This is a genomic window from Nocardia sp. NPDC005745 (genome assembly GCF_040630775.1).
Classification (GTDB): Bacteria; Actinomycetota; Actinomycetes; order Mycobacteriales; family Mycobacteriaceae; genus Nocardia.
In genome coordinates this window covers 38429-62812 of the sequence record NZ_JBEXYF010000027.1, presented here as the reverse complement: position 1 = coordinate 62812, position 24384 = coordinate 38429, and the positions used below count along the sequence as shown (strand labels likewise).

The 24384-nt window shown below is 66.0% G+C and carries 2 protein-coding genes; both read left to right on the top strand.

Features of this window, described 5'->3' with window-relative positions:
* Positions 1 to 9: 9 nt before the first annotated feature.
* A complete protein-coding gene (locus ABZ420_RS25485) occupies positions 10 to 1734 on the top strand; it encodes a hypothetical protein (RefSeq protein WP_357127401.1) in 1725 nt (574 codons plus the stop codon).
* Positions 1734 to 24302: a M3 family metallopeptidase gene (locus ABZ420_RS25480; RefSeq protein ID WP_357127398.1), complete on the top strand. Its 22569-nt coding sequence runs from the start codon at positions 1734 to 1736 to the stop codon at positions 24300 to 24302. Before ABZ420_RS25485 ends, ABZ420_RS25480 begins: the two co-directional genes overlap by 1 nt.
* The last annotated feature ends 82 nt before the right edge of the window (positions 24303 to 24384 follow it).

The following is a 24384-nucleotide window of genomic DNA, read 5'->3' as shown; positions in this document are numbered from 1 at the left end:
TGCCGGGATATGGGTCGGTCGTTGCGGGTGGATACCGACCTGCTGCGAGCGCTGACCCCGGAACTCGCCGCGATCGCCGACGTGGCGCAGGAGGAACTCGCGCGCCTGAAGCAGAGGCTCGCCGCCGAGGGAAGGTGCTGGGGCGACGACGAGCCGGGCCGGATCTTCGGCGACAGCTACGAGCCCGCGGCCGACAAGGGAATCACCGGCTTCGAGAACCTCGTCCACAATCTGCGCGGAATGAGCGGCAGCGTCGCGGATGCCGGCAATGTGCTGGAGGACCAGGACCAGAACATCGGCTCCCGATTTCGCGATCAGGATCCGTTCGCGTCGAGGCCGACCGGCAGCGCTCCGTTCGACCAGCCGCAATGGCGGAGCCCGGCTCCCTATCAACCCGTCTCCGCGCCGAATGCCGCCGAGCCGCAATCCGCTCGCGACTCCACCGCGCCCACCCCGGCCAACGACTCCACCGCTCCGGCGTACAACCCCACCGCCGCGGCAAACGACCCCACCGCCGCCCAGGGAACCGAGCAGCCCGGCTACCAACCGACCGCGGATCCGATCGTGCCCGGCGCGAGCCCCGGCGAATACGGCCCGATTGGCGGACCCGACTCACCCGAGCAGGAGCCGTTACCCAACTCCACCCCGACGCCTTCGGTTCCGGACCGAGCGACGCCGATCGCGCGAGGCGCCGCGCCGGCCGCGCGAACCCCGGCGTCCCCCGCTGCTGCCACGCCGTCCACCACCGGCTCACCCCCTGCGGCGGCGACACCCAAACCGGGCGCACCGCAACCGGGGGCCGTCCAGCGAACACCGGAAGGCCGATGGACGAGGCCGCCCACCGATTCGCCGTGGATGCGAAACGCACCCGGCACGCCGTGGTCGCGAAACGCCGGTGGTTCGCCACCTGGCCAGGTCTACCCGCCGCGTCGCAAAGGTCCCCGGCCCGACGCGGCCCAACCCGGGAAAACCGGCAAGGACGCGAGACGGCGCAAGCCGAAACCGGCCCCGGCGGAAGCGAAGCGCTCCCGGATCCGGACGGATCCGGACGCCGTGGCCGCCGCGCAGGCGCTCGCCGCTCGCCATGGCCTCCGGATAGCCGGATTCGACACCTCCGGTGTGTCCAGACGTACGGTCGACGAAATCGCGGCGGCGGTCGACGGCATCCTCGGCAAACATCCCTACATCGAACTGGCCGGGATAGAGATCACCGACCTACCGGACGGTGCGGTGTCGCGTGTGACATCGGCTCGCGCGACGCAAGAGGCGGAGGGTCCTGTCACCGGTGAGCGGATCCTGCTCGACCGTGTCACGGCGGCCGGCCCGGCGCTGCTGGAAGAAAAAGTCGAGATCGCGATTAGATCGGGCGAGCGGGTAGCCGGATCCGGTGAGCGGCCGATGTATTCGACCATCGTGCACGACCTCGGCCGGATTCTCGAAGCGGGAGCAGGGCCCCGGGTCCGGCAGTCGGCGCATCGGTCGTTGCTCATGGAGTACCAGCGCATCAGCGGGCCTTGGGACCGCGGTGACACACTGGCCGCGATCGTCCGCGGTTACCGGCAATGGCGTGCCCAACTGATCCGAGCGTGCTTCTCCGGTGACCGCTTCGACCCCCGAGCGGCGGTGGTCGAAGGGTTCACCGAAGTCGAACTGCGCGGCGAGGGCGCCTGCGGACCGGCGAAAGTACTGCACAGACTGGTCGTCGAGCACGCGCGCGGACGATCGAGCGCCTGATGGTGCAGATTCCCGACTATTTCCCCGACTGGCTGACCGCGATGGTGCTGGGACACTTTCCGGAGGGGGATCCCGAGGCGATGCGGCGCAGCGCCGACACCTGGTCGGACGCGGCGAACGGGCTCGTCCTGGTGCTGCATCGGCTCGTGCCGACGGTGGAGCAGCTGGAGAAGGCGGTCGAGGGCGAGACCGGTACGGAAGTACAGAAGCAATACCGCAAGATCATCGACCAGATCCAGGCGCAGATCGAGTTCAACAACGCCATGGCGCGGCAGTTGTACGACAACGCCACGGCCATCGAGTACCAGCAGTACGTCATCATCGGGATCGCGGGAGCGCTGCTGGCGCAGGTGATCATCGATATGGCGATGCCACCACCCGGCAGCATCGTGAAGGCGATCGCCGATCGCGCCGAGGCCCGGGCGGGGATGGAACTCGCCAAGCGCGACTTGGTGCTGACCATGCTGACACGCGCCGCGCGGTTCGTCACCGAACACCCACGACTCGTGCTGGCCTCGAAAGGCGTGTTCTTCGGGACGGCGATCGGTGGTGGGGTTCCGTATGTCGCCCAGCGTGTGCAGATCGCCCAAGGCCACCGGAAGGCGGTGGATTGGCAGCAGGTCGAGATCGGAGCGGCAGCAGGCGCCGTCGGCGGATTGGTCGGTGTGGAGGTCGGTCGTCGTGTCGCACCCGCGGCGATGCGAGCCGGCGGCCGGGTGCTCGGTACCGTCGCCGCCGGCGGCGTGGGCGGTATGGCCGGTGGTCTCGCGGGCGGCCTGACCGCATTCGCTCTGACGAAGGGCGAACTGCGCGGCAAGGACCTGGCCACCATGGTGTGGACCGGGTTCGGCTCGGGACTGGTCGGGTCGCTCGGGGCGTCGGTGCGGGCCGCACGGGCCGGGGCATATACCGGCGTACCCGAACCGGTGGCGTCCGCGGATTCTGGTCCACCCTCCGACGCCGCGCCGTCGGTGCGGATTTCCGCGCCTGGGGACGGTCAGCCGCCCCAGACGCAAACGGCGACTCCTGAACCTGTTTCCACCACCAGTGAGGTGGACGCGCCGCAAGCGAGGCGCCCCGGGCCCGAGTTCGGTGATGGTTCCATGGACCGGCCGGACGACCTGACCCCGGAGATGATGGCGGAGGGCGATCAGATCCTCCGCGATATGGTCGACGATGCCCTCGCGCGAATAATGGGGGGCGACGGCCCTGGACAGCTGCCGGACGGCAGCGGCGGAACGACACCCGGCATCGCGCCCGACTACCCGTCGGGAGGGTCGTCACACCCCTCATCCCGTGGCGGCGGCACCGGTTGGCCCGCGTGGGACACCGCCCAGCCCGCACGGGGCGGCGTCGCGGTGGCCGCACATCCCGAAGGCGGTCCGGTCACACCACTGCCTGCCCGTCAGTTCCAGATCAGCGATCCTCAGGTGCGTCCGGACCAGCAGGGGATCAATGTGATCACCGAAGGCGCGGTCACCCAACCGGACATCGCGCCGGGCACCGAAGTCCTGTTCGGCGACGGCAGCAGTGCTTACGCGCCCATCGTGATCGAACACGGACCCGCCGGGGAAATGTACTTGCTCGCGCCGGAACAGACGGCGGGCTATGACATGACGGGACCGCGACCGTCCGGTGAGTCGCTGGACGAGGGGGCTTCCACCCACGAGGCACATCCCGTTCACAAAGTCGATTTCGACGCGGAGATCGCCGCGCTGGAAGCGGAACTGGCACAGACTTCCCCACCGGCGAGTGCGGATACCACCGCGCCCTCGGTGCAAGCGCCGATGCAAGCGGTGGACGCCCCACCGGCGCCTGCGGCTCATACCGCAACGGACGACCTCATCGCGGGGCACGCGCAGATTCCCGATGCCCCACCCGCAGTGTCCGCCGGAACCGATACGCCGATTCCCGGCGCACAGGGCAGTGCGGCGATACCGAAGGCCGACCCGGCGCAGGCGGGATATGCCTCCGCCACGGCCGAGCCGCGAAACCCCGTCGTCCCTTCGAACGCCACGAACTCGGCAACCCCGTCAGCGGCCGCCCCGGCGGCGGCAGGCGGCACCTCGCACACTGGCGGACCGAAGCCACCCCTGGGCCCCACACCGCCCAGCGGCTCCCAAAGCACCGGACCACTGGCGGGCCCCGCGCCGGGTGCCCACGGCCCGGCCGCCCACACGAATGCGCCGACAACATCGGCTTCGGCCATACCCCCGACTTCTTCGACATCACCGCCCCCCATCGCCGCAGCCGTACGGCCGGGCACCGACGACGAACCCGACGCCGACCCAGAAGAATTCCCCACCCCGCCGGGAACCGTCGTGGACGACCCCCGAGAGCACAACGTCCAGAAAGACCCGCGGGAGCACAGCGTCCAACAAGATCCCCGGGACCACAACGTCCAGAAGAAGCCCGCCGGGGATTACGTAACCATCCCCGGCGTCTCCTACCCATTGGAGGACGAACCACCGGCCGATGCCATCCCGGTCATTCCGCACACTCCCGCGCTGACTCCCCTGCCCAACGATTCCGTCGGTTTGGGCCGCGCCTTCCAGAATCCTGACGACTCGGGAAACACTCCCTACCCCACGTCACCACGGCCACCCGACATCTCCAATCCCCTATCGGACCGTCATTCGGCCGCACCGGAAACCAATCTGGACGCCGGGCTCGGCAAAACGCCCGACTCACTGGCGATGCCGTCCCGGTATGCGATCGAACCGAACTCCGAAACCCCAGGCGCTCCGCAAAAACCCGCGGCCCCCCAACTGAACCCGCATTCCCTCGAATACAGCGAGGACCCCAGCCGCCTTCCCGCCATAGGCGGAGTCCCACACCTCTCACCCGCCCCGCAACCGAAGAAGAGGGAAGGTAAGCGCCTGGTCGCCCGAATGGGTGCCGAGCCGGAGGACAAACCCAAACGCCGCAAAAAACAACCGCCGCCCCCACCTCCGCCACCGCCGGAAGACGTGACCAAAACGCCTATCCCGGTGCCGACGCCGGGCGTGCGGTCCGATGCGAAGGATTCCGACAACCGTTCCAGTCGGCCAGCCGACCCGAACCAGCCGGGGCAGGTCAAGACCCACGAAACGGCGGGCCCTCCTCGCGACTTCACTCGAATCAGGGATGGGATCACCGCCGCCTATCGGCAAACCGAGGGTGCGGGGGAGCTTCACCCGGTGAGCCAGGCACTGGCCCGGATGGAGCCACTTGATCTGGCCATTCTCAGCGAGTTGAGTCCGCTGGTGCGCAGGCGCGTCATCGATGTCGTATCCGCGGTCGAGAAGGGCCAAGAGCTTTCACCCTTGCAGGGCGACGCGATCAAGACATTCGTCCGTTCGCTGCCGATGGAGCCGCTTGACAGCACCGGCACGCTGACCGACCTCGAGCTGACCGAACTCCGGCTGGTCGCGGAGGACAAATCGCTCCGGGAAATCGGCGTGTTGATCGGGTTGAAGGAGACCACGGTCCGGGCCCACCTCGTCCGCATCGAACGCAAACTCGGCGCAGAGGACCGGGTAACGGCGGTAGTGGCGGCGATCCGCAAAAACATTCTGCCGCAAACGCTCCATGAGCCCGCGGATCGAGCCCGCTCGCCCTTGCCTGACCTGACCCCGCGCGAGACCGAGGTCCTCGCTCTGGTGGCGGAGGGCAAATCGAGCCCCGAGATCGCCACGCAGTTGGACATTTCCGTGGCGGCGGTGGATTCTCTCGTGGAGCGCGCCGGTGAGAAGCTCGGCTCACCCACCCGGGCCGGGATGGTTGCCGTGGCCGTCAGCACGGACGTCCTTCCTCGCACCACACAGGGAGGCGATTCCGGCCAGGCTCTTCCTGAGCTCACCCAACGCGAGATCGAGGTGCTGACCCTCATCGCGAAAGGCAAGACCAGCGCCGAGATAGCCGACGATCTCGCACTGACCCCGCAGACTGTGGAGTCCTATGCGTCGAGGATCAATCGAAAACTCGGAGTAGGCACCCGAGCCGGGTCGGTGGCGATCGTCATCCGCACCGGCATCATCCCCCCGATCGATGCGACTGCGTCGGATGGCGCCGCCCGGCCCGAGCTGACGCCTCGTGAACGAGAAGTGCTCGGCCTGGTCGCGAAAGGCGAGAACGACAACGAGATAGCCGCTGCGCTGGGCCTGACCCGACAAAGCGCGAAAACGTACGTCTTCAATATCAACCAGAAGTTCGGTACCCATCATCGCGCAGGGATGGCGGCTTTCGCACTACGCACAGGCAACCTTCCGCTGATGGATGCTGCCCCGGTCGCCGGCGCCGAGAAGACAGGAAGCGGCGGTTCCCCGAGTGGACGACGGCGGACTCGACCGCATGGGGCAGTCGACAGCTATTACGACGCCGATCCGGCGGCCGCACTCGGCCTCTCGCCGAGCGGTTCTCCGCGCACGACCGCATCACACGTTCCCCGTGATGTGCCGCGCTGGGCGATGGGATTCAACCGCAACCCAGACACCGGTGAGGAATGGGGCGACGCCTCGGGCCAGGGCGGTCTCGGAGACACGCCCGGTCCCACGCCCTGGCAGCAGTCCACGACATCCGATCCCGGCATCGCCCCGCCACCGCCAGGGATTGCCCGGAACGATGCGCCGACTTCACCGCCGAAGGTCGCCACGCCGCGAACACGCGCGCAGAGTGACCCTGTCCAGGAAGCGCCCGACACACCGGCGCTGGTACGCGCGGCTCGAAATGGCGACAGCGTGGCGTTCGACCGGCTGCGTGCGGATTTGGCGGATCCGATCGTCCAGTGGATGTCGGCCAGGATGGCCGGCGACCGAGCCGCGGCCGAGGGATTGACCGAGGAGGTGTTCGCCCGTGCGGCCGCGGGAATCGGGCGGTTGCGTGCAGAACAGGACATCGAGCAGTGGCTTGGTGTCATCGCTCGCAATGTCCTCGTCGAACACCGGAGATATGAGCGGCTGCGCGACGGGATATGGGCCTCCTACGCCGGTCCGCGAAACACCGCTTCGGGCCCGCAGGGTGGGCTGCTGGCGAGAGCCGATCGCGCGACGGTGCTGCGTGCTGTGCACCAATTGCCGTCTGACCACCGGAAAGTCCTCGTCTGGCGGTTCGAACAGGACAAGACGGCGACGCAGATCGCCGAATCGATGCCGTCCGCGTGGGGATCGCGGGCGGTTCGGAGGGTGGAGCGCAGGGCCGCGCAGCGCGTGGTCGAGATGGTCGCCGCCGAACTCGGTGTGGTCGTGGGCGGACAGAGCGCCCAGCGCCAGCAGCAATGGCGATTGATCCAGGACGCGGATCCTGTCGAACTCGAGCGGCATATCCACATGCTTCCCGAGCGACAGCGCGAGGTCGCCGGACTCCTGCTGCCCGGTGGGGCGAAGGCGGTGGGCACCTCACCCAGAAGACTCAAGGACACCTTGTACCAGCAAGTCGTTCCCGCCTTGGCAACTTTGCTGGCCGGTGGTGTGGTGCTCACCGACCATGAGGCGGTGATGCTCACGCGGGCAGCGCAGCGGCACGATCCAGCTGTTCTGGCGCCTTACGCGCCGGGACTCGACCCGCTCCACCAGAAGACGTTCGAACAGTTCTTCATGCAGCGGCGCACCGTCAACGAGATGGCTGCCGCGGAAGGCAGCAAGCCGAAGACGATCTACATGCGCGTGTACCGGGTGGCCCGGTTCATGGCGCAGAAGGTACCCAGGGAGCTGCGCGAGAGTTACACGAATCGAGGCCTGCTCCAGTCGGCCACGACGCACGATGTCGCTCGCGAGGCAGGGGTCAGTCAGAGTACTACCGAAAAGGTACTCAGAGGCGCAGGGGAATTCGCGCCGGAAACCAAGCGTCGCGTGCTCGAAGCCGCGGATCGACTGGGGCACACGTTCGTGCAGCGCGAAGGGGTTGCGCCGCCGCTGCGCGTCGTCGGGCCTGCGGAACAGTACCGGTATCTGGGTGGCGATGCCGGGTACCGAATGACTCGATACGAGGCCCACGTACTTTTCGAATCGGCGGTTCGCAGCGGGACTCCAACGGTCGGCGATTTCACCGTGCGGATCCCGGATGCGTCCACAGCCGATGGCAGACCGCTGTTTCCGGAGCACCAGCTGTGGCAGATGATGCCGCCGCACGTCCAGCGGTTCCGCAAGGTTCTGCACCTGCTCTCGGATGTGCGGCTGCCGGATGGCCGGATTCTGGATTCTTCGACGCCGGTGCTCATCGAGCAGCGGCCGCTCGGTGCCGTTCCGACCGATTTCCAGTTCGATCGATTGCGGGCCATGGTGCTGCGCAGTATGGAAGGGCTGCGGCGGGCGCTGGGCGAGGTACCGGTAGAACCGCTGCGACAGTGGCTTCCCGGATTCCCGGAGGATCGAGACACCGAGGGATTCCTACGGTTTCTCACCGGGAAGTGGACGGGTCAGGTCTCGCGATATCGGCAAGCAGGTTGGGCCGAAATGTTCACCGACCTGGAAATTCCTGGCCGAGACCCGTTCGCCGCGATACTCGAGCAAGCGATCTTCATGATTCCGGCTCGGTTCGAGGTGCTCCACGGGCGACTCGGCAGAGAGAACATCCGGATCGACCGAGGCCGAATCACTGCGATAACGGGCTGGGCTGGAGCCTTGATCGGAGACCCGGCATTCGATTGGGCGTGGCTGAACCACCGAGGGACCGGTGATTATGTGCCACCGCGCCTAAGACCGCCCAATATGCCCATTTATGAGAGCTTGCTGCATGTCCGGCGAGTCGTCCACGGCGCAGTGGAACTGGTCGCACAGGGTGAGCCGGACCCCAATCGCATCGCTGAATACGCGGCGAGTTACGCCATCGTCCGCCGATTCTGGGGACTGCCGGCTCGCAACCCCGGGCTCTTGCGGGACATTTTCGAAGCTCAACGCCGCAGACTTGCGGCCGAGACTGCCGCGCGGACCGAACCTCGCACAGGTCAGCCCGAGAACCCGGAGGGTGCAGGCCGACAGACACCGTGGAGCGGCGGTGCTCCGTCAGCTCAGCCGAAGGCCGAGCCGCTCGTCCGGGGTACGTCAGGTAGGCCGACACCCTGGCAACGAACTGCCCCGTCGCCGTGGGCACCGGAGCGGCAAAGCGTCCCGACCGCCGGCACTGCGTCACCAGACGCGCTGCCCGGACCTGTCCGACGACCGGCCCAGCTCACGGCACCGATCGGCGCCGTGAGCCCGCGCGACTCCGATGAACCCGTCGACAGCACCAACAGAGACATCGAAGCTACCAACGCCGTGGATTCCCCATGTGCGGTAGGAGCGTTCGCGGATGCCTGGAAAATCGGATTCGACGTGCGGCAACCGGTGGACGTGGACGGGCCGGTTCCGGCAGCGGCGGTGTCCTGGCTGGCTGGAGCGCACCACAGGCGATTCGATGACGGTCTCGGTGAAGTAGCGCAGTTCATGACTGATCTGGGGCCCGGCGCGGGAATGCTGGTGAATGTCCGTCCGGTCGGTGCGGCGATCGGCCACCTGTTCTTGCTGCACAACGATGGAAAGCACATCTGGATCCACGACCGGCAGGCAGCGAAGCCGAAGGCGGTGTTCGACCCCGGGAACCTCCCGTTCGCGGTGGCGACGACACATGCTCTGGTACTGACCCGGCGGGGCAGCGGCAACACGCTGGAGTCGCGACAGCAGCAACTCGGCGAGGACATCGCTCCCGCCGATCCGGACATGGCCCGCGGGCGGGCCCTACGACCGGTCGATGCCGGCGCCCTCCCCCCCGAGGGCCACATCGACGAACCGTCCGCCGCGACGCCGATCTCGCGCGGCAGGCCGAGCGACGCCACCTTGGAGTTGATGCACCGCTATCTCGATGCGGTGGAGGCCGCCGATGGACAGGCGCAAGAACTGCTCGTGGAGGTCGAACAGCACATCCCGGATACCGGAGAAAGGGCCTACATCCAGCGTTTCGCCGAAAATGAGCGACGTGCGGCCGCGCTGGCGGAGGAGTTGGGAATACCGCTCGATCGGCTCCGCACCTTGATGGCCGAAGAGCTCCGGAAACTGTTCGACGGCGAGATCGTGACCCGAGCCACTTCGGGATCGCTGCGAGGCGTCCTCGAAAGCGGAAGATTCAAGACCGGGTTCGACTTCGCCGGGCGGAGTCGGATGGGACACAGTCTGTTGGCAGGCCGGGTGGCGCTCGAGCAGGCCCTGTTCGGTTATCCACCCGACCTTCCGACGCAATCACGGCCCATCTACGGGTTCATCCGCACGGCACCGTCCTATCGAGTGACCGAGGGCGACGCGCTCGCTCAGTACGGCGACGTCGACATCGTCTTCAAATCAACTGTGGAAGAACGGACAACAGCCAACGTCGGCGACACGAAATCTGTCGTGGCGATCCCGAGCAGAGTCACCGACCCGCAACCGGAGTCGTTCGCCGCCACCCCCCGTGGACACAAGACGCTCGGCTATATCGGCCTCGAAGGCATCGACCGCGACTACACCGGCAAACGGTTCACCGGTAACACCTACATCGAGGCACAGGTGCACGGCGCCACAGTCGCCGACATCGACTACGTCGTGTTCCATACGTCTCCTCCGGACCAGCACCTGCGAGAACTGCTGGACGCGGCGGGCATCCCCTGGTCACATTTCTTCCGCAACCCGAGCAAACCATCGAGGGCGGTACAGGCAGCCGGGAGGACTCGAACGGCTGCGCCGGAGGCGAAAGCGCCCGAACCGGAGGATTCGGCCGACCCGCGCGAGGGCTCCGAACCACGGCAAGCCACCAGGAACGTAGGCCTCATCGGGCACGCAAGTGTCCCTCCCTGGAACGACATCGGCGGCGCCGATGCATTCTCCGACGGTGGCCCCTCGGCTCTCGAAACACCGCGCCGAATGCGCAAACGGCTGCGCGAACTGGGCGAACTCCACATAGATGGGGGTGGTTGGGTCTCCGGAGGAGGTCAACGCCGGCACTCCCGAATGGATCCGGACGAGGCCGCCGTTGCCGCGATACGAGATCTGCCGGCGGATCGAGGAGGTCTGAATCCGGATCTCACCGTGGAATTCGTTCCGCTCTACGCACCCGACGGCCTGCGCACCGAGGAGGACCTGGAGGCGGTCGCGACGGCCGTCGCCGACATGATGCGCGAGCGCGGCTGGCGAGATCGGAGTCAGATCGAAGCCGCAACCGAGTTGGTGCGCAGTGCGGGGCGCAATGCGATGACGTACATGGAGCGCTACACCCGCTCAGTGCAACGGCGCGGCGTCGAGTGGTACGAGGAACAGACAGCCGTGCAGGACATGAAGGCTCGGCTCACACTGCGGATGTCCACGCAGGCCGATGCCCGATCGCTTTACGTGTCGTTCGACGTCGACCAGTACCGTCCGGAGCGATCTCCCGACATCGAGATGTTCACGTGGCATGCGCCGCTGTTCAGCCATGCCGAGATCGGAGCCGAGCTGCGGGGGTTGCTCGACTCGGCCACCGTGTCGGGTGTGGAGCAATGGGGTGAGGTGTGGGCTCGGTTCGACGAGCCGCGGTCGGAACCGAGCGGTGACAGCGTCGTCGAGCCGCCACCCGGGGGAGATCTCGAAGCGAAGGCGCGCATCGTTCGAAAACTGTTCGACGATCACCGCATCCGCTTCTCGGGGTGGGAGGATTCCGTCGTCCCGGTGCAAGCCGTCGAATCCGTCGATCGTGCGCTGCGAGACCTGATCGCGGAATACGGCGGCCGTTTCGCTCTGCGGTACTTCAGGTTCGACGACGAAATCGAGGGCTTCGGCCTGACCCAGAGTTTCGGCACCACAGCTCCCGATACCAAAGACTATTACGTAACTGTCACCCTCAACAGCAAGATCCTCACCGATCCTGAGTTCGCGCGAGCGTGGGCGGAGCAGACCGCGGACCATCGTTGGGCGGGGTCGACGGAGGACATGATCTACCAGCTGACGCACCATGAGTTCATTCACGTCGTAGCGGACGAGGGAAACTGGGTGCTCCATCACCTCGCACCGGCGATGTTGCGGGCGGCCTACGAGCTTTATCGTGAATTGGATCTGATCGCGGCCGATGTCGGATATACCGAATGGCTTGCCCTGCTACCCCACTATTCCTTGTTGACGTTCACGGACCCCGTGACGAATACGTTCGACCCGGTCGAGGGTGTCGCCGAAGGGGCCAGGGCCGGTGCCGTCGATTCATCCTTGCCGTTGACCCATCCGGCGCGAGTGCTGCACTGGTTGACGGTGACACGTGACGGATCGTCGCCGGCAGAGTTCTTGGCGCGATGGGCACAGCGCCAAGCATCCGGCGATCCGGACATATCGCTCCTTTTGCAGGACTTCCGTGACGTCACCGGCCGCGATGACATCGCGACACCACCCCTTCTTCGCCCGGGGGACACGACAGCGGATGTCCTGGTGGCCGCGACCGGTGGGCAGCCACAGCACTTCGCCGATGCCGCTGAGATCGAGGCCCGGTTACGGCTGTGGGACGAGTCGTCGGGCAATCGGGGCGACGGTGTCTCGGCACTTGTCGTCCCGCCGGAACAAGATCCCTACCTACTGGTGCGTCGCGCCTCGCCGGACGGGACGACCCGGATCGAGCTGCGAAGTCCGGTCGACGGTGTGCTGCGTGCCAATCACGTGCCGTCCACACGATTGCCGAGACCGTCCGGCGCGCTGGGGATGTTCTTCGATGAGACCGGAGCGGCGATCACCGTATCCCTCGGGCACGACGGCCCGCCTCGAGACGGGCAACCGGATAGCCACGAGCCACGGACTCCTGCACCGTCGCGAGAAGGCGCGGCGGAAACCGCCACGCAGCATGAGCAGGAGCGTCGAGATGGGATTGCGTCGCTGCGGCCGGACGCTGCATCCGAGCCGGGGTTGGTCGTGCAGGCGATTCCTCACGTGGAACTAACGGCGGCACTCGCATCGTACGGCGACACCGGCGACGGATGGACAGGTGCGGACGGCACGTACTCACGGCGCTTGCCGGACGGTCGACATCTGTGGATGTTCTCCGACACGTTCCTCGGCACCGTGCATCCCGACGGGTCGAGGCCCGCGACGAGCCCGATGGTGAAGAACACATTCGTCGTGGACGACCAAGGCCGGATGTCGACCGTTCACGGTGGGACGGCCGACGCCCCCACCAGCGTGGTGCCCTCCCCCAAGGGACAAATGCTCTGGGTAGGAGGCGGATACGTCACGGGAAACGTCCTCAACGTCATGCTGGTTCGGTTCGTCAACAACGACCCGGACGACCTGATGTGGGGTCTCACGTGGGACGAGAACGTACTCGCCAGATTCGACGCCGACGACCTCGGTCTTATCGATCTCACCCCGATGCCCTCGCAGGCAGGAGTCATGTGGTCGGCGTGGCTGGACTACGACGGCACCCACACCTACGTCTACGGCACCGAGGAATCGGGCAACGACAAATTCATGCACGTGGCCCGGGTCTCCGGCGATGACCTTCGTGCGCGATGGGAATTCTTCGACGGCGAGGGTTGGACGTCGAACGAAAACGATTCCGCCCGCATCATGCCCGGGGTCGCCAACGAATACAGCGTGACTCGATGGCGGGACCGTTATCTGCTGATCACCCAAGACACCAGTGCCCCTTTCAGCGCCGAGATATGGGCGTATCTGTCGGATTCACCCACCGGTCCGTTCACCTCGCCGACCTTGGTATACCGAGCGCCCGAGGCCGGCGCCACCGGATCCTTCGGCGACCCGAACGTATACGCCTACAACGCACACGAACATCCCGACCTGCGGTCCGGAGACACGCTGGTCATCAGCTACAACGTGAACAGTCTCGACTTCGAGGGCGTCGTCGGCGACGTGTCGAAGTACCGGCCACGGTTCGTCACCGTGCGATTGAACCCGACATTCGGGTCTTCCTGCGCAGACGCGACCGAGCACACGCCCGAGCCGGATGCGCCCGATGGCCTCGACCCCGCGACGAACCCCGTGCTCGCGGCGGTGCTGAACCCAGCCGGAGATCCTGCCTTCGACCGCATGGAAGCGGAGCATTTTCCGCCTGTATTCGAATTAGCGATGAGGGTGCAGCTTGCCGCTATCGATGACATCACCGGCACCCCGGGACCATGGACCGCGGACAACGCGCTACGCCCATTCGTCCGGTCGGGTCTGTTACTCGGGGCGGTGAAACAACTCTTCGCCCAGAAAGCCGCGGTCGATCGGGATTCTGCAACCGCGGAAGCAGAGCCGGCTCTGGCGGAGTTACAGGATGCGCATGCGAGCCGCATTCTCACCGACTCGGCATTGGCCTGGATTTTCCAGTACCTGCACGAACATCGCGGCGATCTGGATCTGAGCTACGCAGAACTCGGGTATCTGGAACGAAAGTACAAGGATTTTCAGAACGCGGGAGCATACCTTTCCACCGATCTGGAAAAGCATCGGCTCTCCGAACTGAATTCCGAGGTAGCGGTACTACAGACCGCCTACAAGGATAATCAGGAGCGCGCGCTCGAAGACGTCGAGATCCGAGTGGACGACGCCGACGAACTACGCGGCCTGACCGGAGATCAGATAGAAAGCGCCCGATCGCGCGCCGGGGAAGACGGCGGATACGTGCTACCCAAGCCGCCCGCGATCAGCGGGATCTGGCACCCCTACCTGACCTATCTAGACGATCCCGCCCTGCGCCGGCGGATCTACGAGGAGGTCGCGGGTTTGGCGATCGTCGACCACGACAACTCGCAGAACGTGCTGGACCAAGTAAGGAGGTGGGCCGAACGCGCCGAAATGACCGGCCACAACAATCACGCCGAGTACGTGATGGCCTCCGGCATCTTCGATTCGATTCCAATTGTGAAGAACATTTTGGACCGGATCGCGCGCGCGGCGGCCACCGCAGCGCGGGTCGACTTCCCACTCCTCGCGGAAGCCATCGGCGCCGAGACGATCCAGCCATGGGACCGAAATCGAGCACTCGACGTCTTGATCAGTCGACGGGTCGGAATCGACGAACAGCGGATCCGTGAGTTCTTCGAGCTGGACTTGGTGCTCGACAAAGGCGTGTTCCGCGTGGCGAAGGATTTGTTCGAATTGACCATCACCGAAGTCGACGAGGACAGCAAACCGCCGGTCTGGCACGAAGATGTCCGGGTGTTCGCAGTCCTCGACAAGGAAGGTGAGCACCTCACCAACTTCTACTTCGACCCCTACGCACGCGCTGGCAAAAATGGGGGTGAATGGACGGACCCGATTCGACTGAAGTTCACGCCGAATGGTCAAAGTCCGCTGATCAGCGTCCATTTGAACTTGGAAAAACCGCCTACCGGACGACCCACGCTGCTGGCCCCGAACGAGGTGGACACACTGTTCCACGAATTCGGACACGCATTGCACTTTCTACTCGGTGAAGGCACCCACGAACCGGCCAAGCGCCACCTGGTATTCGCCTGGATCGAGTTCGTCGCCAAAGTATTCCAGCAGTTTTGGAAACATCCTGATGTGGTCGCGAACTACGCAGTGCACCACCAGACCGGTGAACCGATGCCCCCGGAAATGCTCGAAAAGCTGGACGAGTGGCGGACGGCGTACCGGGGTGCCGTCACCATTTTCCGACTCGCGGGCGCTTACGTCGACCTCGCGTGGAGTTCGTTGCCTTCCGCGCAGGTCCCCCAGGGTGACGATCCCCGGGCAATCGTACAAGAATTCGAGAAGACAGTTCTGACCGAGGCGGGAATCTATTTTCCCGAGATGAAGAACCCTTATCCGTCCCAATGGTTCCGGCATCTCTTCGCGCAGATGGGAGCTTTCGGGACTTACTCCGGACAGTATTGGTCGTATCTCCTGAGTGATGTCCTCGCGCTGATCGTTTTCGGAGTACGGATCAACCCGAGCATCGAACAACACGGTCGACTCACACCGGAGACCGGGAAACTGATCCTCGATGAGATCCTTCGATACGAAGAGGACAATCTCGAGCAGGCAACCCGACGGCTGATCGGATCACAGCCCGCGGTCGAATATTTCCTCATGGACCAGCGTCTCCTATGGCCGGAGGCGCTGCTGGAACTCGGAGCGGACGCGACACCCCAATGGCTGAACACGCCCGCCGAACGCCCGCCGGGCACCGACCTCGAGTCGTGGTGGAACGACCGGCTCACGCCGACGTTGCGCGCGGCGATGATCCAGGCGTTTCCGGCCGAGGTCCTGGCGATGGACATCGCACTCTCACCGGAGACCGTGGCCGCCGCCGAGCAGCGGCGCAGGACGCTGCTCGAATACTCCCGGGATGCCCCGGCCGCCACGGCACCACCCGCAGCGCGGACCACCGCGAGCGACCCCGATGCGACCCGCGGACGCCACGAGGCTCGAGACCAGCCCGGTGACCGTACCGCGGCGGAGGAATCGGTCCGTACCGCGATCGAAGAGGCAGCGCCCCAGTGGCCGACCGCCGCACGGACAGCTGCGTCCGAGATGGCCGCAGCTGTGGTGGCCGATGCCGCTCGGCACGGGGCCGCCAGGACAGCGGTCGTGGCACCGCACGCCGACGTACTGCGGGTCACCGTCGAACACGAAGGCGCCGCCGAGCTGTCCCCGGAACTCGTGCGGACGTTGGAGACCGGCGCCACCAGTTGGCGGGCCGAGTCGTCCGACACCACCGGCCGGGTGCTCTTCGAGTTCCACCTCCGGGGCGTGCCCGAACGCGGCGGCGCCGACCCCGCAGACGATCCGGTCGTGGGTTCCCAGGTTGTGCGGGTCGGTCCGATGGACGATGCGTCGGCGGCGGTCCGCGCGTCGGCCTTCATCATGATCAGCCCGGATATCCGTTACTGGAACCACATCGGACCGGCGGTGAACGAAGCGGCGGCGCTGGCGGAGACGCTGGTGCGAGAAGTGGGCCGGGGCGGCCGGGCGGTGACCGCGACAGCGACGATCACCCGGTCCGGGCGGTGGGCCCTAGATGTCGTCGAGGAAAATGCCGGGACGCCGCGATTCGGCCGCGCCGTCTTTCGGCCGAGCGAATACCGTCCTGCGAGCAACAACGTCGCCGAGGTTCTCGAACGTGCAGTGCCCCTGAGCGAGACGAGACGGGCCTCGGAGCCGGAAGCCGTGCCTGCGCGTCGGGATGCTGTGGCCGATACCGCCGGGGCCGACCCACTCCGGCTCCTCACTTGGAATATCGCGGGCGCTCGCCGTTCGCGTTCCGCCGAGGCGTTCGACTATGTCGACGATTTGCCGTCTTTCGTCCGGGTATTGAGCGAGATCGGCGCGAACGTCGCTTTCTTGCAGGAGTCGGAGGTCGGCCCGGACGGATCGAACGCACGGCAGCTGGCTGAGATGCACGGCTACCAGTACGTCTACGAGACAGTGATGTGCCCGTCGCACATGGATACCACCAAGGCGATCAGCCTTGCCGTGCTCAGCGATCGGCCGATCGAGTCTGCTGTCGACGTACTGCTGCCCGCTACGGGCGTCGAGCTCACACTCGGGGGCCGAGCACTGGAGCCGGACGAGCAGTTCGACCGGTACGCGCAAGCCGTCCGGATCGCCGGTACCTGGTTCGTGAATCTTCACCCCACGCCCCTGGGTTTCTTCGGCCGCAGCTACGAGGAGCACCAGGACGTCGAAGGCGCGGCGCATGCCAGGGCGATCGAGCAGTTGCTGCATTCCCTGGCGGATGGCCTGCGGTCCCTGGCGGATGGTCCGATCGTGTTGCTCGGCGACTTCAACACCGATGACCCGGGTTCGGTATACCGAGCGCTGATCGGCGAGTTGGATCTCACCGCCGCGCTCGATCCGGCGACCGAGACCGTTCCCTGGGGAAGTGCGCCGGACCAAGTGATGACCTCCGCGGAAATCCGGACGACCCGCGGCTACATCGTGGTCACCGAAACCGATCACTATCCGGTGGTCGTCGACCTTTCGGAGGCCACCCCAGATTCCCCGCCGTCGAGTGCGGTGCGCGCAAGCGCCGTAGCAGACGCGCATCCGGCGGGCCCGCGTTCGCCCAAGGCGACGAACCATCCGGAAACCACTTCCCGGCAGCCGCATTCAACGGCTCAGCAGATAATTCCGTTCGACTCGCATCGAGTGTCGGGGACAGGTCCCGCCGGAATGGCCCTCGACATCCCCGAACGAAAAGCCTGGGATCTAGGAACAGTGCCGCCCCCACGCGGGCGGTTCGACCCCGGCATGGTCCATGCGGTCGACCCTCGTCTGGGGCCGGACGCCTGGGCGGTCGGTCAGCGGCCGCAGCGACCGCTCGATGCCCGAGAACCAGCGGGGAACGCCTCGGGCGGTCAACCCGCCGCGCGCCCGACGCCCGGCGACGACATCGGGACGACCGACCACGATGAGAACCGATCTCGCCCCGGACAACCAGGTGCTCGCGAGCACACCGGCGGCGGCGGCATTCGCATAACTCCCGCCGGCCTGATCGTGCCCGCCGACCCGACCAACAGCTTGATCGTGCCCGCCCCGCACGTGCTTCCCGCCGATCCGTCCCTCGAAGAACTCATGGAACGGTTGCGTCCGTGGAAGGAGATCTTCCCGTACTTCTGGCAATTCCCGATGCCGCGGGAGGGTGAACCATCCGGCCGGGAGTGGATCGAAAGCAGCGAGCGAAGAGCTTGGATGAGGAGGAGGGCGATACTACGGACCCCGCTCTATGCGGGGGTCGACGCAGCCGTCCGGCTTACACTCGGAGCCGAAAGGCTGCTGGCAGCGCCCAATTCGAGTCCTGGACCCGCGACGCTCCGGCAACGGCGGGTCATCCCGGGCCGTGGGGAAATCGATGCCGAGAAGAAGCGGACCCTGCGGGCCGACGCGCAGGTTCGCGAGTCGAATCGTGCCGATCTGGTCGAGATGACGGTGTTCGAGAGATTCTGGCGGGCAGTGTCAGGGGACGAGATCCCCCAGACCAAGCAGATTCGCCGGGGAGAAATGGCCTACGTCGGGGGACGCCTGCTACGCGCCGAGGGCCACAATCTCATGGTGGCGGGGCGTTATGCCGAAGACTACGAGCTGATGGTCGCGGGACGCGACCCCGTTCTCACGCCGGAAGAGTACGCACTGTGGCTGATGTTCAGTCACGACGCACTGTGGACCGTGCACTATCCCGGCTGCCGAGAACTGGAGTCGCAGTCCCCCGAGTTCCTGCTCACGCGCTACCTGACGGTCGCCATATTCGACAAGATCGCCTCTAAGCCGCTCGAGGTGCAGTACCTGAATGACGTCGTCCGTCCGTATTTGCGCCGTCAAGGTGCGGCAGCCGGCCGGGTATTGCTCCACGAGCTATCCCATCACCTGCTGGATTCGTGCCGATCCACCCTGGAGCAGCTCGGTATGCGGGCTCGAAAAGGTTCGGGCACAAAGGTAGAAGCCGAGGTCGAGGAGCATCTGGACAACTGCGCGGCCTGCCGGACCTCCGCCGCCGCTCTCCCGGGAGCGAGCAGCCTGGGCGGCCGCGAACTGGTCGAGCAGCCGCTCCACGTGACAGAACCCGCGCAGACAGCGACGACCGGCCTCGGCGACTCGGTCGAGTCCGACCCCGACGAATCGGTCTTCGTCGTTACTTTCGAGGTGGTTCTTTCGGAGTATCCCGCACTGCGGGAACTCCTTCCGGAACGGGAATACCGCCACCTCGGTGGCGACGAGGGCGAAGTGATGCCCTCGGAGATAGCCCGGTCACTGCACGAGGCAGGGGTTCGGTACGGCGGAAAGCATTCGGGAGCCCAAAAAGAGGTCTATCTGATCGGCGACTACGCGGTGCTGGTACCCAAGCCGTCGCACACTTCGCTGGATTTCGTGCTCTGGCCGGACGAGTATCAGACGCTGCGGGCAATCGCGGAGGTGGCGCTGCCCGGTGAGCGGCTGCCGGTGCCACAGGTGCTGCATGTGGAGCGGAATGCCGAAGGCCAGGTCATGTTCGCGATCCAGCGGCGGATCCACGGCGAACCGGTGGACAGCGTCTTCAGCAAGGAGCTGGCCCCGGCCATGTCGACCTTGATGGACCTGTTCCGCCGGATCGAGGTCCAGCGGGACTCACGGCCAGTGCGCAAGGGCTCATTGCGACTTCCCGCGGACTATCCGGAATCCGGCGACTCAGTGGGATTCTTCCGGATGATGATGAAATACCTCGAGCGCGTTTACCGGCACTACCGCGAACTCGAGCCGTATCGAGTTGCGTTCGACGAACTGCGGCTCTCCGAATCGCTGGTCGAAAGCCTCGGTGAAATGGTCGGCGAACTCCGCAGCCAGCCGTTCTGCGTGCTCCACGCGGACATCACAACGGCCAACGTCTTGTGGACAGCAGACGGAGGCATGATCGTGGACCTCGGCCTGGCTCTGTACGGCCCACCAGATTACGAGGCCGCAGTAGCCATGCATCGGGACCCCGGCGAGATGGAACGCGACCGTATCCCCATTCACCTGCTGCCGTACTTCGGTCTCCTCGACGTGATGAGAGTCTTGCTCGACACGATCCGTCTCGTCGACGAAGCGACCTCGCCCGATCCCGATGCCGACCGCATCGGTAAAATGGCCGGGAGCGTGGCCTTCGCACTCGGTTGGCCCCATCAATTGCAGCACGGCGATACTCAACCGCTGCCGACGTATGTTCAGATCCGCGACTTCGCTGACCGGCTGGTACAGCAAACTGCGGCGCGCTCCGGCACATCGGCGTCCACCGACACCGACCCCGAGCAAACGCTCTCCGTGGTTGGCGAACCCGACGAGCCGGTGTACGTAGTCACCGAACCCGACGAGCCGAGTCCGACAACCGCGCCGGACAACCATGCCCCGGCCCCGCATGACGAGCGAGAACCGCACGACGCTTCGGAGCCGCAGCAGTCACCATCGGCCCGCGTTTCCTCCGCGGACGAGCAGCGGCATACGGACTGGCTCCAACCGGGCTCCGGTAGCCTTCCTGCGCGTCCGGTCGATCAGGCACAGGACGGCCCGGGGATCACCCTGCGGGCGCAAGCGATCCGTGCGAGCGCCGATCCGCAGGCGGCGTTCGATGGGGCTGTGGCGCTGGATCTTCCGCCGCAGCGCGCCCGTGGTCTGGATGGGCTCGTTCTGGATCCGCGAGCGGCGGTGTCGGACCCGTTCGGCGGCGTGCGGCGCGGTCTGCCCCACGGCGTGCTGGCGCATGCCGCGAATGCGGATGACCCGCATGGCGGCGCCTTCGGCGGTGGACGGAGCGAAGCCGAGCGAATCGCCAACGCTGCCTTATCGACCTTTCAGGTCGGGGCCACATTCGACCACCTCCGGAATTGGGCCGCACGCCTCTCCGATGACACTCTCCAGCACCTGTTGACCGGCTTCACCCACCGGGTCGCCGGACAGCTAGCGGCCATTCATCGCGGCAAACCGCCATCCGTGACCGACCGTGTGATCGATCCGGCACGCCTGCTGGGTGCGATCGTGACGGAAGCGGCCGGCCGCTTCGGCGACAGCGTTCCTACCACCTCGCCGACCACCTACCGGGAATTGTTCGCTCTCGGGTCCTGGCTGCGGGCGAACCGAAGCACCGTCGCCGACCTGCAGGCAGGCATGACCGCAGTGCTCGACGCCGCGTTCGCTGTGGCCCGTACGACCACCGAGCACCGCTGGTCGGTGGATGCTATGCACCACACGGTCCCGGCACATCTCCAGGAAATCGCACACCGTATCGAAGAAGCCGGGCGGCATCGCATCTGGCTCGAGGAGGACGCGTTCCCAACGGATGGCGCCCTCGACGCGGAACATGTGCGGCTCGTGGGGTCCGTCGTGCTGGACGGCCCAACGCTGGTTCGGATGGTCGGGGAGTGGGCCGATGTCATGAACACGCTGCTACAGCGACGATCCGGCGAGAAGTTCTCGCCGCGGTACACCGCGATCTTCGAGTCGCTGCCCGTCCACGCCCTTGCGCTCGATCGGGCGCGGACCGGCTCCGACCGGCTGTTCGCCGCGACGGCCGCGACTGCCCTGCCGCATCTTCTCGATGCGGCGTTCTACCTGCTCCCCACCAGCAACTCCGCCTTGGGACTGGACTACCTGCGTCAGGCCGACGACCTGCTGACCGAGGCCACCACTCGCTTCGCGAACCACATCGTCATCTATTCGCTCCAGGACGCCGCCGACAACGTACACAAACTCTACGAAGACATCGTCGCCGCGCAATCCCGCCGCCCGCCCGAAATCCGGGCGCGGCGCACTCATGACGCCCTGTCGGACTTTTACGGTGTCGGATCGGAATCGCCCCTCCACCGATCATTCCTCTGGGGAGTGCGGGCGCTGTGGGGGCTGGGTAGCCAGAGTCCGGGGATCGAGTACGCGACTCGGGAGCACCGGCTGAACCCCGTCCTGCCGTGGGACTGGGATATCACCGATGACGAGCGCGCCCTCGCCGCAACCGCGGCGGACTTGCTGCACAGCGTCCGGGGACCGGAGGCAGGCATTTCGTCATTACTACGGCACAGCGGTTCCCGGGATCTGTTCGAGGACACCTGGGACAGCGTCTCGAAGAACATGCGATGGTGGAACAAGCTGCGGAGATGGACCAGCGGGACCACACCGATCGGCAGTCTGCTGGCGGGGGCCACGGACTTTTCGGTGTCGCAGATGCAGTTGGCGGTGCTGAGACAGTATCCCCACATCATCGGAGCCGCCGCCGGCATCGAATACCGGGCACGGGATCTGGCGAACCGGCTATCGCTCGCCCGCGACCTCGAATCCCCCGAGATCACGCCCGAACGCCGGCTCGAGCTCGCCACGCTGCGCGACCAGCTGGCAGAGGTCAGACGCGGCGCCTTCGGGCTGGCCATCCCCGGCTCCGGTCCGCCACCGGTACTGCTGATCTCCTACGATCCCATCTCCGAGGGCGGCACGGGCGGAGCTGTCGTCTCGATCGGCGAAGCCGACAGCGCATCCTTCGTGGCGTTCAACGTCACCGGAACCGACACACTCCTCACCGATCTGTCGAACTGGGCGGTTCGCGCCTGCCGGCAGTACGAAGAAGCGCAGCAGCACGCGCCCCGCGATGCCCGCGTGGCGATCATGTTCACGGTCGGCATACCGCGCGGTATCGGTGCACCTCCGCACGCCGCCGGGCCGGACGCCTCGGGAATCGACAACGTCGTCGCAGCCCGAGACGTAGCCGGGGAGATCGTGGCGCGGGAACTCCTCGCCTACGACGCGACCCGCGAATTGGCCCTCGACGACAGCGACGAGAGTTGGTCTCGGATGGTGCGACTGTCCACCGCAATCGGGCACGGCGACGGTGTCGGTGTGCTGCGGGCGGCCGCCCAGACTCTGTGGCTCAGTCGAGCTGTGGACCAGATCGTTCTCGTTCCCCGCTCGGCCGGCGACCCGCTTCCCACCGCCGGTCAGCTCGACATGGGCACCGAGCATGTGTACACGCTCAACCCTCACCGCGACCGGAACGGCGATCCGAACACCGTTGCACTGATCGTGCTCGGACATGGCGCCGATATCGAGTCCGCACCCGACGCCTCCAGCCGATCATCCGCTCCGCTGGTCGAGACCCCAACCACCATCCGCGATCTGTCTCAGTTGCTCTCCGCGCATGAGTACCGACCGCTCGGGGGCAGCCGCGGAATCGTCATGACGCACGACGAGGGCCTGACGGTATACCGAGCAGCGCAACCACTGCTCCGCGATGCGCTGTCGGGGACCTACAACACGACAGTCCTGCTCGAAGACCTCGGTCTCGTCCTGCGCATCGGTCAACCCGATACCGGCAGCTACGACCCGCGTTTCGGACCCGAGCACAGCACCCTCCCCGTCATTTCTCGATATGTTCGGAACGCCCCTCAACTGCTGAGAGTGATCACCGGCCAGATGCCGGACGGGCGCGTCATCGACGAATCGGCGCCGATTCTCGTCGAACGGCTCGCTCGGGGAGACAATCTCACCGAGACATTCCGGCGAGCCGACCGGAAAACGATCCGATTCCGTCAGGGTCTGATACTGCGGGCCTTCGCGAACATCCACGAGCAGCTGCGCACGATGCCGGAGGACCATCCGCTGCTGGTTCAACTGACGCCACCAGGCGTCGCGAAGGGCGACACCGGCGGGTGGTATCTGAATCATATCGATTGGTACACAAAGAACTTCTATCTACGGCACTATGCCCGCTTCGGTCACCTGTTCGACGAGTTCGGCCTACTCCGCGGAAATCCTTTCGAACCGCTGATCGACGAGGCTCGAACGATGCGGGAGTCCCGCCACCACATCCTGCATGCGGACCCGAACGCAGGGAACTTCCTCATCAGCAACGAGCTTCACGTAACGCTGCTCGACTGGGAACTCGCCGTCACCGGTCCGAGCGCCTACGACTGGGCCAGGTTGGGCCATCTCATTCCGGGGATCGAGGTCCCTCGCGAACTCGGTGGCCCCGATATGGGCGCATTCGCTCGACTCGAGAAGTTCAAGCGGGTCATGAACGACACCGTCAAACTGGCGCCCTTGGCCGCCGCAGGACAACTCACCCCTCCACTGATCGAATTCATCGACACCGAATTCAGTGAGGCCGTGATCCAGATGCGTCAGCTATCCGGTCACACCGACCTGCTGCCGCCACGCGCGGAACTCGAGATTCTCCGCTCATGGCGACCATGAGAGCGGATGGCTCCGGCTCGACCGCTCTACGCCGACCGCATCGTGCCGCGCCTCCGGCTATCTTCGACGTTCGCTGCCACCG

Bases quoted from the DNA above. Each gene is read 5' to 3' on its own strand.
- ABZ420_RS25485 (WP_357127401.1), top strand. From the start codon at position 10: ATGGGTCGGTCGTTGCGGGTGGATACCGACCTGCTGCGAGCGCTGACC.
- ABZ420_RS25480 (WP_357127398.1), top strand. From the start codon at position 1,734: ATGGTGCAGATTCCCGACTATTTCCCCGACTGGCTGACCGCGATGGTG.